This is a genomic window from Psychrobacter sp. UBA2769, from assembly GCF_002352555.1.
Classification (GTDB): Bacteria; Pseudomonadota; Gammaproteobacteria; order Pseudomonadales; family Moraxellaceae; genus Psychrobacter; species Psychrobacter maritimus.
The window spans coordinates 61,492-77,479 of sequence record NZ_DEIR01000007.1 but is presented as its reverse complement, the minus strand read 5'-3'; the positions used below and the strand labels follow the sequence as shown (position 1 = coordinate 77,479).

Annotated in this window: 11 protein-coding genes; 2 read left to right on the top strand and 9 right to left on the bottom strand. The window is 34.6% G+C overall.

Features of this window, described 5'->3' with window-relative positions:
• Positions 1-109: 109 nt before the first annotated feature.
• The 8 genes from B3Q63_RS02755 to B3Q63_RS02720 form a co-directional block, all read right to left on the bottom strand.
• Positions 110-1,495 carry a phospholipase D-like domain-containing protein gene (locus B3Q63_RS02755; protein ID WP_296173491.1) on the bottom strand — a complete coding sequence of 462 codons (1,386 nt, stop codon included), beginning with the start codon at positions 1,493-1,495 and terminating at the stop codon, positions 110-112.
• A gap of 20 nt (positions 1,496-1,515) precedes the next feature.
• Positions 1,516-2,331, bottom strand: a complete 816-nt coding sequence (locus tag B3Q63_RS02750; RefSeq protein ID WP_296173489.1) for a leucine-rich repeat domain-containing protein — start codon at positions 2,329-2,331, stop codon at positions 1,516-1,518.
• A 283-nt stretch (positions 2,332-2,614) separates the two neighbouring features.
• Positions 2,615-3,196, bottom strand: coding sequence for a hypothetical protein (locus B3Q63_RS02745; RefSeq protein ID WP_296173487.1), 582 nt, complete (start codon positions 3,194-3,196; stop codon positions 2,615-2,617).
• Between the two features lie 149 nt (positions 3,197-3,345).
• Positions 3,346-4,716: a hypothetical protein gene (locus B3Q63_RS02740; RefSeq protein WP_296173485.1), complete on the bottom strand. Its 1,371-nt coding sequence runs from the start codon at positions 4,714-4,716 to the stop codon at positions 3,346-3,348.
• A gap of 351 nt (positions 4,717-5,067) precedes the next feature.
• Positions 5,068-8,133 (bottom strand): tyrosine-type recombinase/integrase, encoded by a 3,066-nt coding sequence (locus B3Q63_RS02735; RefSeq protein ID WP_296173482.1) that lies wholly within the window; start codon positions 8,131-8,133, stop codon positions 5,068-5,070.
• Positions 8,120-10,696: a hypothetical protein gene (locus tag B3Q63_RS02730; protein WP_296173479.1), complete on the bottom strand. Its 2,577-nt coding sequence runs from the start codon at positions 10,694-10,696 to the stop codon at positions 8,120-8,122. Before B3Q63_RS02730 ends, B3Q63_RS02735 begins: the two co-directional genes overlap by 14 nt.
• A gap of 118 nt (positions 10,697-10,814) precedes the next feature.
• Entirely contained in the window at positions 10,815-11,990 is a 1,176-nt protein-coding gene (locus B3Q63_RS02725) for an Arm DNA-binding domain-containing protein (protein WP_296173477.1), read from the bottom strand.
• A gap of 2 nt (positions 11,991-11,992) precedes the next feature.
• Positions 11,993-12,208 carry a hypothetical protein gene (locus B3Q63_RS02720; RefSeq protein ID WP_020442991.1) on the bottom strand — a complete coding sequence of 72 codons (216 nt, stop codon included), beginning with the start codon at positions 12,206-12,208 and terminating at the stop codon, positions 11,993-11,995.
• Positions 12,209-12,344: 136 nt separating this feature from the next.
• Between B3Q63_RS02720 and B3Q63_RS02715 the strand changes: the two genes are divergently transcribed.
• On the top strand, positions 12,345-12,554 hold the full coding sequence (locus B3Q63_RS02715) for a helix-turn-helix domain-containing protein (protein ID WP_020442990.1): 210 nt from the start codon (positions 12,345-12,347) through the stop codon (positions 12,552-12,554).
• Between the two features lie 226 nt (positions 12,555-12,780).
• On the top strand, positions 12,781-13,059 hold the full coding sequence (locus B3Q63_RS02710; RefSeq protein ID WP_296173466.1) for a hypothetical protein: 279 nt from the start codon (positions 12,781-12,783) through the stop codon (positions 13,057-13,059).
• 424 nt (positions 13,060-13,483) lie between these two features.
• On the opposite strand, the gene hsdR is transcribed toward B3Q63_RS02710, so the two are convergent.
• Complete coding sequence (hsdR, locus tag B3Q63_RS02705) at positions 13,484-15,958, bottom strand: EcoAI/FtnUII family type I restriction enzme subunit R (protein ID WP_296173464.1); 2,475 nt, start codon at positions 15,956-15,958, stop codon at positions 13,484-13,486.
• Positions 15,959-15,988 lie beyond the last annotated feature (30 nt).

Here is a 15,988-nt window from a genome sequence, read left to right as displayed (position 1 = left end):
TGTTATTCACAACTCTATTATAAACTACTTTTATTCTTTAGATATAGAAAAAGGGTCTATTTAAATAGACCCTATCTAATTTAATCAACAGTTTGTATTTATGTATTCGTTAAAATGGGATATCGTCATCGACTGGACCATCTGGCATACCAACTTCAAGATAATCAATTTCTTTAATCAGCTGTGCTTTGACGTCTTCAAAATAGCTATTCCAATCATCAATATTACTAATAGTTTGATAGTCCTCACTGTCTTTGATTATAAATATTTCGTCTTCAAGGTTTTTTATCTTATGTTTGAGCGTCTTAATAATGACTTTTAGCTGATCTGACTCGCTGACAGTTTCTGAACGTGGTTTGAATATGTCTTGTCTTAATTCAGATAAAATCTGCTTCACTTCGTCCACATCGTTCTTCTTATAAGCCTCATTAAGCTTAATAAAAATCTCTTGCGCGAGGTCTTTCATATTTTCATTAACACGATCAGGGTGGCAGATTTGACTGGCTTGTCGATAGGCTTTTTTTATCTCTAAACGTTGCTCATTATCTAGCTCGTAGATTTCTTTTTCAGATTCGAGTTCAAACTGCTCATTATAGTCTTCCTCATCTTTCACCGCTTCTGCGTACTCTTCTGGATCATCTTCAGTAGATATTTTACGCAGCTCTAATAAGCGTTTGATGTAACTGCCAAGCTCTTGTGTATGGCGATGATAAAACTCTGAGCACAGTTGCTCTAATTCTATTTTTTCATTGTCATAGGCATTGAGCTGATGTTCAAGCTGACGGATTTCTAATTTTAAAGCGCTAATATCAATGTCGTTATAGATAACTAAGGCATGATGGTTTCTAATAAACAGGTCAATAAGCGTTATTGCAGTTTCAAAGCTATGCTGCTGTAGTGCTTGAGTGATAGCAGCGATATCTTGCTGAAAAGCATATACTTTCAGCTTGTCATTTTCACGAGTGATGTCTTCTATGTCTTCCAAAACGACATAGTTCTTGATAATCTCAAGGCGCTTAATGATTTTATCGAGCGGTAGCTCTGGAGTGTCTTCTTGATGATCAAAGTAGGTATTACGAATTTTTTTGAACTGTTTAATGAATTGTTCTGCTAAAACCTCATCACCTTTGGTAATAAGTATATTCTCATGATTCTTTTCAGCTTTATAGCTCCAGTTATAAGAGCCATTAATCACAGTGTCGTTATCAATAATACAAAACTTATTATGCATAAGGTCTTGCTTACCGTCACCAATAAGATAAACAGCGGAGCTACCTATATCTAATTGATTATAATCAATTAGACTTTGTTGATTAATATGGTCATTAGATAGCATAAGTTGGACTGTGACGCCTTGCTGCGCTTTTTGTAGCATGACGTTAAATAAGTTTTGATTGGTGAACCAAGCAACGGCAATATAAACACTGCTTTGTGCTTTTTCAAGCTCAAGCGAGATACGGTTAGCAATACATTCAAAAATGGCTTCAGTTTGCAAGTTGGATTACCTTATAATACTTAATAGATTATATCTTTATCGAGCCAATTAGGTAACTCGCTAAAATTATTATCTTGAAGAGAAAGATAGAACAGATTGGTCAGATTACCAATACTTTTAGGTAGCTCACTAAACTGATTAAACCTAATATTAAGCTCAGTTAAATTGGTCAGATTACCAATGCTTTCAGGTAGCTCACTAAGTTGATTATACCTAATATCAAGCTCAGTTAAATTGGTCAGATTACCAATACTTTCAGGTAGCACGCTTAGCTGATTAAGCACGATCTTAAGCTTGGTTAAATTGGTCAAATTACCAATACTTTCAGGTAACTCGCTCAACTCATTACCACTAATATTAAGCTCAGTTAAATTGGTCAAATTACCAATACTTTCAGGTAACTCGCTCAACTCATTACCACTAATATTAAGCTCAGTTAAATTGGTCAGATTACCAATACTTTCAGGTAGCTCGCTAAGCTGATAACCAATAGCTTTACGCGATTGAGATTTAGTTATCTTGTTAATTTCCTTCTCAAGAAGCTTACCGTGAACACTACAACCAACATCAAGCTTGGTCAATTCTAATAGTTTTTCTCGATCACGCGGTACTCTCCGTTCATGTATTCCAAACTCATCTGCCCATTCCCAAATCTCTTGCATCCAGCTTTCATCAACCAATGATTGTCTAGAGGTTCTTGTTATTGCTGCTGCTCTGATAATATCAGACGTTAGGCTGATTTGGCTTCTACGACCTTTGCTAGTCATCAACCCCTTGCTAGTAGACTTAATTAGAGCGTTTGATTCTATAGATTCTGGATCATCTTCTGGAGTCATAGTTTACCTACTTGCTTTGTTGAGAGCTCGTTATAACAATATGAGTAGATCATAACATAGTGTATTGTTTTAGAAAGGGCACGGTTATGCAGAGTCAGCAAGTGCCAACTACACAAAGAAAATAATATAGTTGAAAATCTTCTAGGCTTAAGTACGGATTTGACGGCAGAGGTCAGCGTAAATATGGTGGTTTAAAGACGATATTATATTCAAGAGTTTTCAGTGATCAATTAAAAAGATGGTAAACCGACTATTTCTTGTTAAACGTATAGATTAAATTTTCTTAGCGTTTATGCTTATAGACAAAATCTCGCTGACGTCCAAAATATTCAGTGAATTGTTTAGCACTTATTTTGTGACCCATAAGCTTTAAATATACGCGTTCTAACTCTTCCGAGCTCACAACAACATCCTTCAGAGCAAAGAAGTTATTTCCAAGTGCTGACATATTTGCTTGAGATAAAGACTTTAAAAAATCTAATAGAATTAAAATTTGCAACTCATCTTTAAATGCTTTTCTACTCTGTCCTTCTGCTGGACTGAGTTCTATTGCTACTAACTGCTTATTCGTTCTCAACACTTCATCATCGAACCAAGGATTAAAACAACCTGCAACTATTTGATAATCAATATTCGCTTTTTCTTTACTGTTTTTAGGCTGATTTAGTAACTTTACTTGTTCACGATTTGAGATCAAATAGATAGTTTGTTGGTTCAATTGTAGTTTTTTTTGGAACATTTTAATAATCGTGCTATAAAAATCATCACTGTAAGACTCCATAAAAGATTTATGCAGCTTTTTTGTCATTGGATGCCAAGACAGATTTGATTTTTTCGCAATTCTTTTAATGATAGATTTATTCATGTGTTACTCATGCTGTAAATTATTAAGTACTTTATACATCACAGGATAAATATTTATTAAAATCCTTGCATAAGTCATCACAAGCTCTTGCGATGACTTATGCAAGAGATCTATTATAGTAATTAGGTATCATACTACAATCTATAAATCTACTTATCAAAATGGTAAACACCACCCATTGGATTTTCTCTCATCCATTCCAAGTAGCCATGACTAAAATCAGGTTTTAGGTGGTCTCTTTTAGTTCCATACAAACTTATTTCAGACCTTAAGGATTTGCTTTTCTCATTTATCTCGTCAAAATACTTATCAGTGTCCAAATCTAAACGCTGATTAAAAGTTGCTTTGTCTATGCCATCAGTACAGATATCAGGTAGATGATATCTTATATGACTATGATATCCCCAACCTAGATCAATTCTTTGTTGTGCCATAAGTAGTGGAAACTTAGCATCCAACTCATTTAATAGCTTTATATCAACCTCTAATTCTATTTGCCAGTGAGCTTTCATTGATTCTAATAAGTTCTCCACAGGTTCATTATTAGAAATAAAAATTTTTAGAATTGAATTATCAATATTTTCTATAAAATTGCAATCTAGAGTAAGAAGATTATTATGAATTTTATTTAATATATCGAATAGTACTAGTAAAGCTAGTATATGCCTGTTATTACCACGACTAAACTCCATTTTTAACTGGCTGATAAGCATTTCATTGTTATTTAAAAATGCCATTTCAAATAAATAATTAGGAGTCTGAGCTAGGTATATTAGTGGGATATCCAAACAGAATTTAAAAATCTTACATAATAAATTTAATTGAATATCAACATCAATTTCAGGCATCATTTGGATAGCTAAAGCTAAGTAAGCTGTATATTCACATGAACTAAGCTTTAGGATTTTCTTGCTATTATCTCTTTTTAAAATACCCAACTCTACTAAATCATTATTTTTCTTGTATTTCTCTATTGATATATTTAACTCTTTTGCATAAGCATGGCCTTCTAACAATGCTAACATTGAGAGAGGGTTTGAATGTAATATATTTTCAAACTCATCTAAATAAAAAAATCTAATAAAAGCACCAAATTTTTCATTGTATTCTAGAGAATATTTTATTCTTGAGAATTTAACACCTTCTCCTTTTTCACTACAATAAGAATTATGTAATGTAATTTCTGAATCATTAAGAGCCAAAACTTCTAAAGTTTGTTTATTTTGGTATTTAAACCAATTATTCAGTCTTATACTATACTGTAGCCCCCAAAGGGTAGTAGTAGAATCTAAGAAATGTGTCATTTCATGCACATATGTTTTGTAAACTTCTAAATCATTACCTTCTAATCCTTCTAATTGTTCAGTATTTATTATTTCTATAACTTGCTCAGTTGTCTTTCTAAATTTCTCAGCATCTATTTCGATTAATTGAGAAATAAAGTCATAGCTACCCAAATCCTGTGTGTTAAAAATTTTTCTGCTCATTTCATCCTCTAGTAGACTTCTTGCAGAAGTCATATATTATATTAACCTCAAACTTACTAAAATTACGAATATCCTTACTTACTCTTAAATCATAATATTGATGACGATCGAAGTACTGCGGAGCAGTGTTCAGTATGTGTTTTAGTCACCCCATGATCTAAATCCTATCGAGAAAAATTGGGCACGAGCAAAGTTTCTACGCAAAGGATAGATGGAGAATAATCTACCTAAACTATTTCATGATAAAGGCTATATCAAGTTCTTATTAAACTGACTATAGTACTTTAAGTATGCTTCGCCTTAATCGAGTAGTTTTATTGTGTTCAGCATACCTATTAAAGATTTAGAGCTCAGTTATACATATTAAGATATCTAAATAATTTTTCAAGAGCTCTGTTTCAATACAATATCTTTGGTATCATCTAAAATTATAAATTGATAGAAACAAAAAACTTGTAATATGCGGTTGTAATGTATTCTACTATTGCCTTTATTATATTTTTCTTTGGAACTAGCAATACCTATACTGGCTTTTACTTTCTTAGTATACTTTATTTCTTTTTTATCATTAGGTAGATCATAGTGTACGTTGGATTCTGGCAACTTACTAAGTCGATTTTTCCATTTATTTACTAACCTCTTATCAGTACAACTTTGTAAGTTTCGAATATCTATATGAATTAATGCTTTAGGCAAAAGATTAATTATATAATTTAAAAACCGATCAAAATCCTCAAGATTTTCAAACCTGATTTGATTTTGAGTGTACTCACAATTTTGTAGTGTATAGCTTATAAACCAATCGAGACCCTCTTTATGTTTTTTTGATAAAGATAGTTCTTTAAAATTAAGCTCCATACCCTCCATTACTTTCTGATCTTCTGCAATTAAATTATAGCTTGGAACAAGCAGGTTTTTTTGCTCTGATGAAAATAGCCTTGAGCCACCGAACTTAGTTTGATACTCAGAACTCTCCTTTAAGTATTTTGCCCTACAATGCCACTTTTTAAATTCATCGTTAGATATATCATATAGTTTTAGTAAATGCTGAAAATCATCATGGATATAATAACTACGCAAAATTTTAGCAACTTCATTAAAACCAAATTCGCGCTCGACTTCTTTGTAATGAGACGGGTGTTTTTTTGATTTACCTTCAAATCTTGGTAATGGCTCAACTTTTAGCTTTTTAAGTAAATACTCATAAATTTCATTGACTTCAAATCCTTGCTTACGTCTAGGCAGTTGAAGTAAATAGCTTTTCTGATTCTCGCTTAACTGATAATCGATATTCCATAACTGGAGTCCAATTTGAATGTCAGTGAAATGAATGTAGTTATTAAAGCTAACACTAGGTTCACTATGACCAGCAACACCTGCGATTATGTAGTTGCTAATAGATTTCCTTGATCCAAATAGTTTGTAATAAATGTTCCATGCATCTGCTTTTTTATAAGGTAGTAAGCTCTCCAAGCTTTCATTTGCTACTGTATTATTTAACGTTTCTGAATCATACAGAAAATGCAGTAACTGAATGTTAGATAGGCAGCTGTGCCTAAGGTTGTGAGCTGTCAAATATGACAACCCAGTTACTTTTTTTATTAATCCTGAGACCATCTGTGATAGTTGATTCTTAGGAATTGTTTGCCCACTGGCGTCAGCAATCAAGGTTTGTCCTTTTTCCTCAACACGTCTATGGTATAAGGCAGTTAAAACTCTTAGTTCTTCTGGTGATAGCAACAAGCCTATAGGTAAACTACGCAAAGCAGAGGATGTTTTATTATCACCATAAATATTATTACGAACTTCAAGATCTTCAACTGTTTCTGATATCTCTGTGAGCTTAAGCTTAGCTATCTCTCCTATTCTCATGCCAAACCGTTGACCAAGAATTAAAGCAACATAGATAGCGTCTTTTTTCTCTTTGTTAATATTTAAGTTTTTACATGCATATAGAATTGCTTGAAACATAGTTTCTGATATATATCCTGCTTTTACATGAGCTACGGATCCAGCTGACATTGGTTCAACTGGCTCGGCACCATACATATTAACTAAGTGTTCATGGAAATCGTCTAGCAACTTAGCAGTGTCATTTCTTGCTGATGTAGTACGACCTAATGCTATAATTTCTGCATAAAGAGATTCAAAGTCAGCTTCATCAAAATCGTCAATATTCTGTCTGTAAGTTAACGCTAGCCACCTGTTCGTAATGTTATTGCTATAGGTTTGAATACTGTTTGGTTGGTTAGATAATCGCTTATAGACAAACCAGGTAAGCAGTGCGACTTCATTGATGGGAGATTTTTCTTGCTTTAATAGTACTAAATTCGCTTTCAACCTTTTATCAAATAAGCTTCCTGATATTTTCTCATTCTTTTTTCCATTCTCAGGCTTGAATAGTCTAGAAATTTGTAATGCCAATTGCTTATGTTGATTATGTTTCGAGTTCTTTTGATGTTGTTGATGGTTATCAAAATCTTCTAAGATGTCTATATCAGATGGTTTTGGTCGTTCATATAATATACATTGCCAATTATCCACTGGTAAGGAATATGTCTTTTTAATACCCAATAATAAGTATAAATAATATTCTGGTAAATTAAAATTTTTGTGATTTTCACAGACGTAAACACTAGCTTTCAAAAATTCTTCTAAGTTATTAGGTAGTGTTTGATACAATTTTTGATGATCGAGTAATTTTTGATAAAACACCTTGATATCGATAGAACCGTCAGATTTTGAAACATCATTTATTATTGAAATATCGTCTAGTCTATACAATCGCAGTAGAGTGGCTGAAATAGGCGACAAAAATATATTTTGTGACGTGTACTTTTCATCTTTTATCTTGTTGCTCCTGACATTAGTACTATAGCCCCCTTTATTAAAATCGGCTCTAACAAAAGGTAGGTTATAAATGCTTTGAATCGTTAGATCTCCGGCAACTAACTTTTTAATAATAAATTCAAGCAAGGGAGCTTGTAGTACGGCATTGTGAAAAACTAAAGATAGGAAAACGTCATAAATATTAATTTCTTTATTATTCTCAAAACTACTCATCCATAGCTGGTAGAAGGTTCTCACCTTTTTTGCTTCTTGAAACCAATCACTATCTCTAAAAAGTTTTGGACGCTGTTCAAAGACAATATATTTAGGAAAACTGATATCTAAATCGTAACCGTCAAGTTTTTTTTGAATCTCTTGAAGAGCGTAGTTATAGCTCTTCCCGTAGAACGTATGATTATGGAAAATTTTTGTTGATTTAAGCGATTGATCAAATTTGTTCCATCTTCTGGTGAACTCTGCTTGTGGATTAGGTTTGTTGGCGAGCTCATCAACTCTAATATGACTCAAAGCTATTTTAAGAGCTTTATCTTTTGCTGCTACCAGTTTTTTCTCTCTTTCTACTGTTCGTTTATCAATACCTGAAAGACTACTCTTTGACATTTTTCGCCTCATTTAGTTCAATAGGTTCAAATCCATAGTCTTCTAATTCTTTATTGATCATTTCAGCAAGCTCCGCTTGTTGTGAACGTTTTAATCCGCTAAATATGTCGTAGTAATCGAAGCCAAGTTGATCAGTATGTCCCATCCAACTGCTAACTACTTCGTCATTCAGTTGAGATAAATTGCTGCTAAACATGCTATGGTTAGGGTCTTTCAGCGATCGAATATGATGACGATACCAGTTTAATGGTAAATGAGCATACAATTTGAACCTGTTAGAAATAAAGGTGTTATTTTGATTTTTAACGAAATTAAGTGTGCCATATTCGTTGACTTCTAGATAACTAATAAGGCCAACACTACTTTCATGAATTTCTTGTAGTAATCTGCCAAGTCGATTATGCTGAATATTAAAGAGCTTCATATTTTCATATAGGTAGTTTTTATAATGCTGTAATTGAAGCCTTGCTATCTCGGGAAGGGTAATTAATCGTCCTTGTGCATCCATTCTATTTTCTTTATCTGAAATAAAATACGTACCTATATCAAGATCGATATCTTTTAGACGTCCAAACGTCTCAATAACAGGACGATAACCAGATGATAAGCCAAGAACAAGATAGAGATAATCCGTCAACTTGTTATGAAACTTAATGAAATTATTCATATTGAGATTTTTATGAAGTTTTAAGGCTTTGAGTTCATTAATAATTGGAGTGACTAATTTCAATTTAATTTGAGAGCTTTGCAGAGCTAGCTTTGTTCCCATTTGCTGCTCGCCTTTATAAACATACCTATCGCCTGGAAAATCTAGTAAATCAAACTTCGATAGCTTATTGTTTTCTCTTAATTCGTTTTTTAATATGCTGGTAGGTTCTGAAAAAATTAGATCTCTAAGGTGATCGTAGTAGTGGTATTGCGCATAGTATGTATCGGCTTTAGTAAGGCCAAAATATGGCAAAGCAGATAAATGGTGAATTGGTGAAAGAGTCATGACATCAATCACAGCTGTATCAGTACCTGAATGAAAGAGTACATGTTTTAAGTAACTTCTTAACTTATTTAAAGTTAGTCGAGTATTATTTTTCTTATTAATTTTACTAATTCTGTTTTTTGCTGCTTTTTCAAGGTTATCGAAGAAAAACAAATTTTCTTGTGCCGTACCTACTAGGGAATCTTGCATATTTTCTACTAAAACTCCTACTGCAAATGGTAACGTTAATTCTAGTTTATCGTTATTGGTTATCGAGAGGTCACTGCTGTACTCATCTCCTAACACTGCTCTTGTCGGTGAAAAATTAAATTCAATGCAGTACCGATCGTAATCCTTAATTAAATCAATGTATCGAATGAATTCGGTACTCCCTGTGAGTAAAGTCATCATTATATATATTGCTTCTAATTGCTCATTAGTTAGCTCAATAGTGCCATTACTATTGACTGTATAATCAACGTTGCTACTTTTTAAAATTGTAAACAACTCATTAAATAAGATCTTTATTTCGGAGTGCTTAGCAACCTGCACATCTGTATTTAGTAACATCGAGCGTTTGCGACGCATATTTACTTGTTGTTGAGCGTTCACAATATCCAGATGATAAGAGATTGGTTTATTAAGTGAGACTTCAAAAACAGCTTCATTAATATCGTCTTGTCGTTCATCAGTTTCAAAAGTTTCTAACGTCTGATTATCATTTGGCATGATATTTACACTGTAAACAGTTGAGGTACTATCTCCTGTGATTTCATCAACAAAAATATCAGACGATATGACAGCAGGCTTTCCCGACCGAGAGACGTTCCGAGTAATTCCTGATTTTTTAAGTAATATATTTTCGAGTGGTAAAAAAAATTCATAAATGTGCTTAGATAATCGATGATTAACGAGCTCGTTATCAGTCCATTCTTGATCCTTTTCATCTTTATGCAGTTTTCTACGAATTTTTTCTACAAACTCTTCTAGTTCATTGTCGTCTGATTGCAACCATTCTTCATATAGGTTTTCTGACTGAATTGACTCAAATGCGCTTAATAATTCCTGTATAGAGCTGTATTCATTTATATCCGGTAAAAACTGAATTAAAAATTCGCGAGTTTTGTTGGTTAAAAACCGGCATTCATCAAGTGTCGTCTCAACTCGACTGTCATAATCCGTTAGCTCAATCATCCTTAAACATAAGAAAAAATAAAGAGCACGAATAGTGTTTACCTTACATGAGTCTGCTCGATGGACTAAAAAGGTAATAAGATAAAGCTCTTTCAAATAAAGCTGATGCTCTTTAATATTTTTTAAAAACACTTTATGATCAATGCCGTTTTCATATATTTGTGACTTTTTTGATTCCATTAGAGAGCTATCAACCTCAGCTGTTTTTATCCATTCAGTTAAGGCGTTATACTCACTGTTAAAAGCAGATTTAAATTGTACAGGCAAAGTGTTTTTCAAGAACCTTAGCTCAATTAGTAAGGATGAAGCTTCATCGCTATTAGGATCAGAAAAATCAACAATGTTTTTTTGTAGCCATTCTTCGATATTTTTAGAGCGATTATCTTCATCAGCCATTGTTCTATAACCATTACAAACTATTTCCTTAACTGTAGCTCCATTTATATAAAGCATCCAGCGATAAAACAAAAAAAAGACACCTGTTTGGATGTCTTTTTGTTAAATATAGGGTTTTTCATATGTTTTGTAATATTCCTCGTGCTATCAGTAGCTTATCTAAAGCACTTCCGTCTTGACGAGTTAGGTTTGGCACATAGCGAGAATACACTGTGAATAGCATTTTTGTGTTGCTATGACCCATTTGCGCAGCAATCCATTCAGGCGACTCACCAGCAGCAAGCCAAAGCGTCGCGGCCGTATGTCTACTTTGGTAAGGATTTCGCTTATCAAGCTCTAAATATCGTAGTAACGGATACCAAACTCGCTTTGTCACATTACGATGATTCAAAGGAGTACCCGCTTTTGTGCAGAACACGAACTCACTTTGATGTTTAGTTAGTTTCTGCTGACCAACTAATGCATCATAAACCAGTTGGTTCATCTGAATGATACGATTCGAACCTGAGGTTTTAGTTTCGCCTATTACACCATTAACTACTGCTTGATCAACGATGATTTGTCGGCGCTCAAAATCTATATTTTTCCAAGGCAAGCCATCAATCTCACCTGTACGCATACCTGTAAAAAATCGTACGATATAGTAAGGCTTATAATCTGCTCTCACGTTATTGATAATCAGCATGACATCTTCTAGAGTAAAAGGACTGACATTACTTTTAGGCTCACTGAGTGGTTTTATATTCTTCCAAGGGCTGTCAAAATCAAAACGCTCAGAGGCTTCGGTCAGCACCATACGTAATGGCGTCATGATATGATTAATGCGAGACGCTGATAAAGTTCGTCCGTTATTACCATCTTTGACTAACTTGCCTCGAAAAGTCATGATTTTGGCTTTGCTAATGGTATTTAGCGGTAAATTGCTAAAATGAGGAATTAGGTAAATTCTAAATATATCTTCCACATTACTTATTTGAGAGTCCCGCCATTCCGGCTTTTTTTCCTCTAACCAAACTTTGCTAAAACTATCAAAGCCTGAGCTTGAGTCCTTATGACTATTCGTTGACCTCATAAGCTCTAAGCTTTGAAACTGCTCAAGCTTTTTACTTTGCGGAAAATAGTTTTCATATCGAAAACTACCTAATTGAATGTCTGCTTCCATTTTGCTAACGAAATTTTCTAGACGCTTTCGATTAGGCTTAGTGTCTGCCAGTAAGGTTTGCTCTCTACAACGTTGACCTATGTATCGAAAATCTACATACAGGTTGCCATTACGGCTATTGATACTCGCCATGATTACGCTCCCGCTGCAAATGGAATGGTATCGTCGTAGCCTGTTAGCATCAACTCTTCAATCTTTTGCCATATAAAAAGGATTTTTCTACCTCCAAATGGTTTGATGTAATGAACGCCCTCAATGAATACTGCATCCTTAAGTTGATTGCGTATAGTCTTGCTGTCATATTTAATGCGTTGTGACAGCTCTTCGGTTGTTAAATAGGTATAACTCATAGTAAAATCCTTACTAAAGATTAAAGTGTTATTATCTGATAGCTTTATGACCTGCTATAGAACATAATTTACACTAAAAATAATCTTTTGCAAGACATTTTTATCTACAGTAGGTTATTTTATTATGGAGGAGGTTATGGTGAAGTGTAATTTATCTAGAATTATGGGTGAGAAAAGGTTAAAGATTGCTGATGTGTCTAGGGACACGGATGTAAATAGAGGCACAATTACACGTATGTATAACGAAGAAGCGACAAGAGTGGATCTAGAAGTTGTAGAGAAGCTATGTTTATATTTGGATATTGAAGTGGGCGACCTTTATGAGATAGTTAAGGAAGAACAATAAACTTTCCTCCTTTTAGAACACAAGATAATACTGCGCTTATCAGTTATTACGCCAAATAATACGCAGCAAACTATAGTTGTCAAATAAGTTAAAGGTTCTATTAAGTAATAAAAAGACCTATAGAAGGTTATTTTAAGTTGCAATAGCTCAAAATGTATGTATAATTTAATCTGTAGAAAGTCATTACGACTAACAGGAATAAATATTAATCTACAGGAGATTATACATGAACACATTTATTAAACCGCCGCATGCTTCAATTTGGTTAAGCGCCGAAGCGATATCGCTATCTACCAAGCTTATGGTAAACCTGCAAATACAACAGGGTTCACAGTTAGCAAAGATGCTAGGCGTTAACCCTATTTTCTATAATGATGAAGCGGTTAGGATATGGGTGCAACGTGAGCTAAATGAAGGATTAGCGCTGAATCGTTATACCTTAACAAATCTTGAGACCAAATTTTTGGCCATTATGAATCATTACGAGATTTCTTATTCGTTGTGATTAACGTTAATTAATTGGTTTGGAGATAACCATGAGCTTAAAACTTATTTTTAGCGCTAATGCAGATCAGTCCGACATACAACTATGTGAAGACTATTGGGCATACGGCCATGATGGGCGGTATGTAGAGCATATAGAAATACTCTGCAAACAATACCATCTCGATTATCATATTTTGTTTGGCGTATTAGCGGAGTGCCAGGCTTACTTAGATGATGTGCACTGTGAGTACTGTGGACGGCCGTATCAACTTGATGTGCCAGCGGATATACCTTACATCAGAAAACAATCATCTTGGTACTGCGAATCATGTATCAGTTTTTCTGGCGGGCAGCTTACAGTTGGCAGATGAGATTTAAGAGTAATAAAAAAACCAAATAATCTATCGGTTATTTGGTTTTTTCTTATCCAATCTAAATCTCAATTACAGATAAATTCTTTCCTGGAAACCTACAAACATATTGCGAATGTAGCTAACATCACCTAATGCTGTTTTAGCATCAGAAACAGATCCATATTGTAGGTTAAGTAACTCTGGTAGTTTTTTATCATCCAGCTCTGATACACCTTCTTTAATATACTGATCTAAAACGAATGTGATGAACTCTTGCTGCTTAGCACTGTAATCATGCAATCTTTGCTTTGCATTTGATGCCCGTGTCTTACGTGGCTGTACATCTTTATGATAAGCAATATAGCTGAGTACATCGAAGAGATCACTATTTTCTGCATGTATTACTTTTTGCAGGTCTTCTAGTTGCGCTATAGTAAAGCCCATATCAGATAGTTTTTCGAGTAACTGTCTACGAGTAGATGGCATAGACCAAATCTTACGTAAATCATCTTCATTACCAAATAGCTTTGGTATTTCACCATATAGCTTCTGCACAAATTCCTCAGATGATATAGGTTTGCCCTCTGCATCAAAAAATGTCGTATGCACCATACTGTCTATTTGTCTAACACGACCGTCACTCAATATAACCTCTATAACCTTACTACCAGGTTTCTCACATACACAGGGGTCATTACCGCATTCTTCACAAGTGACTTCTTCTTTATCACAAGCACAAGGTCGCTGGTTACAAGTTTGGCAGACTGTATGGCCACCACCCCCAGTATCATCTGGTGGTTCGGGTTCACCATCCCATTCAGGATCTTTAAAATGCTCATGAGCTTTTACAAAGTCGTAAACTGTAAAATAGTCTTTACCTTCTGCCAGTCTCGTACCGCGACCAATGATTTGTTTAAACTCAACCATGGATTTAACAGGTCGCAATAAAACTATATTACGTATTTCAGGTGCATCGACACCAGTACTTAGCTTTTTAGAGGTTGTTAAAATTACTGGATTAGACTTTTCATCATCTTGAAAGTCTTTTAAGTGCTGCTCACCGAGCGCGCCATCATCGGCAGTGACACGGTGGCAGTAGTCAGGATGTTTTGAGTCTGAATGTTGATTGATCAAATCTCTTATAAGTGCTGCATGACGTTGTATTGAGCAAAATACAAGCGTTCTATGATTTTGATTAATCAGGCTTAGAAACTTTTTAACACGGTATTCTTCACGTTGCTTAATTTCAATGTGACGATTGATATCATCTTCTGTGTACTCTTTACTTTCATCAATCTCACCACCTGTGATTGTATCGCCTGCTGTGTAGGTATAGTTGTCTATAGTAGTACTAATTTGATGTACTCTGAATGGAGATAAGAACCCATCATTAATGCCTTCTTTTAATGCATAAGTATATAACGGCTCGCCAAAATATTCGTAAGTATCAGCGTTCACATCTCGCCTGGGCGTTGCTGTTAAACCAAGCTGAACAGCTTCACTAAAATGCTCCATAATGCCACGCCAGCTACTTTCATCATTAGCGCCGCCGCGGTGACACTCATCAATGACAATAAAATCAAAGAAGTCTGAAGGGTATTGACCAAAAAAACCCTTCTGAACTTCTTGCTTTGTGACTATATCTGTATTTGATAGTACGTCCGAAAGCTCGTTGGATTGTTCTTCTTGTATTTCTAACTCCTCATCAGATAGCCCAGTTTCACCCGATAGGAATGATTGAAATATTGTGAAAAATATACTGCCATTAGTAGGTGCTTTACCAGTTTTACGCACTTCCTTAGGTCTAATACGCACCAACATATTATCGTCTATTTTTTCGAAATCACTGAAACTATTAAAAGCCTGATCAGCTAAGATATTTCTATCTGCTAAAAATAAAATTCTGGGAATACGTGTAGCGTCACGCTTTAGGTTCCATTTTGCATGGAAAAGCTTCCAGCAAATATGAAAGGCAACCGCCGTTTTACCTGTACCCGTAGCCATTGTTAATAGCAGTCTATCTTGTCCCTCTGCTATGGCATCTAACACAGCCTGAATGGCATTGCGTTGATAATATCGAGGTGAGTATTTCCCCATGAACTTAGCAAAAGAAACATCGTCAAAACGCTTTTTCCAGTCAAGAATTTCTAATTTATAGGTTTCATTATCTTGAGGAGTGGGATAAGTCATTTCCCATAGCTCATTGGGAGTCGGAAACTTTGAGACGTCACCCTCTGTTCCTTCAAGCATATCAATAGAATATATTTTTAAACCATTGGTGGCATAAGTGAAGCGTATATTTAGCTTATTGGCATAGTTTTTTGCTTGAGCCACACCTTCGGTATAGTAATAGCGTTTGGCTTTAGCCTCTATAGTCGCCAATCTACGATTTTTATACTCTAGGACATAATCAGCTGATAGACTCTTACCTCGTTTTCCATGACCTATAAGCTTACCATCAGTAATAGGGAACTCCACTCTGATCCGACTGCCATCAATTACACCCCATCCTGCTTCTTTGAGCATAGGGTCTATCAAATCTAATCTTGTTTGAGCTTCATTCATTGCTTGCCAGCCTTTAGAGTTATTTCTCTG

What these genes read in the sequence shown, in the direction of transcription:
- hsdR (WP_296173464.1), bottom strand. Translation starts at nt 15,958, where the DNA reads ATGAATGAAGCTCAAACAAGATTAGATTTGATAGACCCTATGCTCAAA.
- B3Q63_RS02745 (WP_296173487.1), bottom strand. Translation starts at nt 3,196, where the DNA reads ATGAATAAATCTATCATTAAAAGAATTGCGAAAAAATCAAATCTGTCT.
- B3Q63_RS02720 (WP_020442991.1), bottom strand. Translation starts at nt 12,208, where the DNA reads ATGAGTTATACCTATTTAACAACCGAAGAGCTGTCACAACGCATTAAA.
- B3Q63_RS02715 (WP_020442990.1), top strand. Translation starts at nt 12,345, where the DNA reads ATGGTGAAGTGTAATTTATCTAGAATTATGGGTGAGAAAAGGTTAAAG.
- B3Q63_RS02735 (WP_296173482.1), bottom strand. Translation starts at nt 8,133, where the DNA reads ATGTCAAAGAGTAGTCTTTCAGGTATTGATAAACGAACAGTAGAAAGA.
- B3Q63_RS02710 (WP_296173466.1), top strand. Translation starts at nt 12,781, where the DNA reads ATGAACACATTTATTAAACCGCCGCATGCTTCAATTTGGTTAAGCGCC.
- B3Q63_RS02750 (WP_296173489.1), bottom strand. Translation starts at nt 2,331, where the DNA reads ATGACTCCAGAAGATGATCCAGAATCTATAGAATCAAACGCTCTAATT.
- B3Q63_RS02740 (WP_296173485.1), bottom strand. Translation starts at nt 4,716, where the DNA reads ATGACTTCTGCAAGAAGTCTACTAGAGGATGAAATGAGCAGAAAAATT.
- B3Q63_RS02725 (WP_296173477.1), bottom strand. Translation starts at nt 11,990, where the DNA reads ATGGCGAGTATCAATAGCCGTAATGGCAACCTGTATGTAGATTTTCGA.
- B3Q63_RS02730 (WP_296173479.1), bottom strand. Translation starts at nt 10,696, where the DNA reads ATGGCTGATGAAGATAATCGCTCTAAAAATATCGAAGAATGGCTACAA.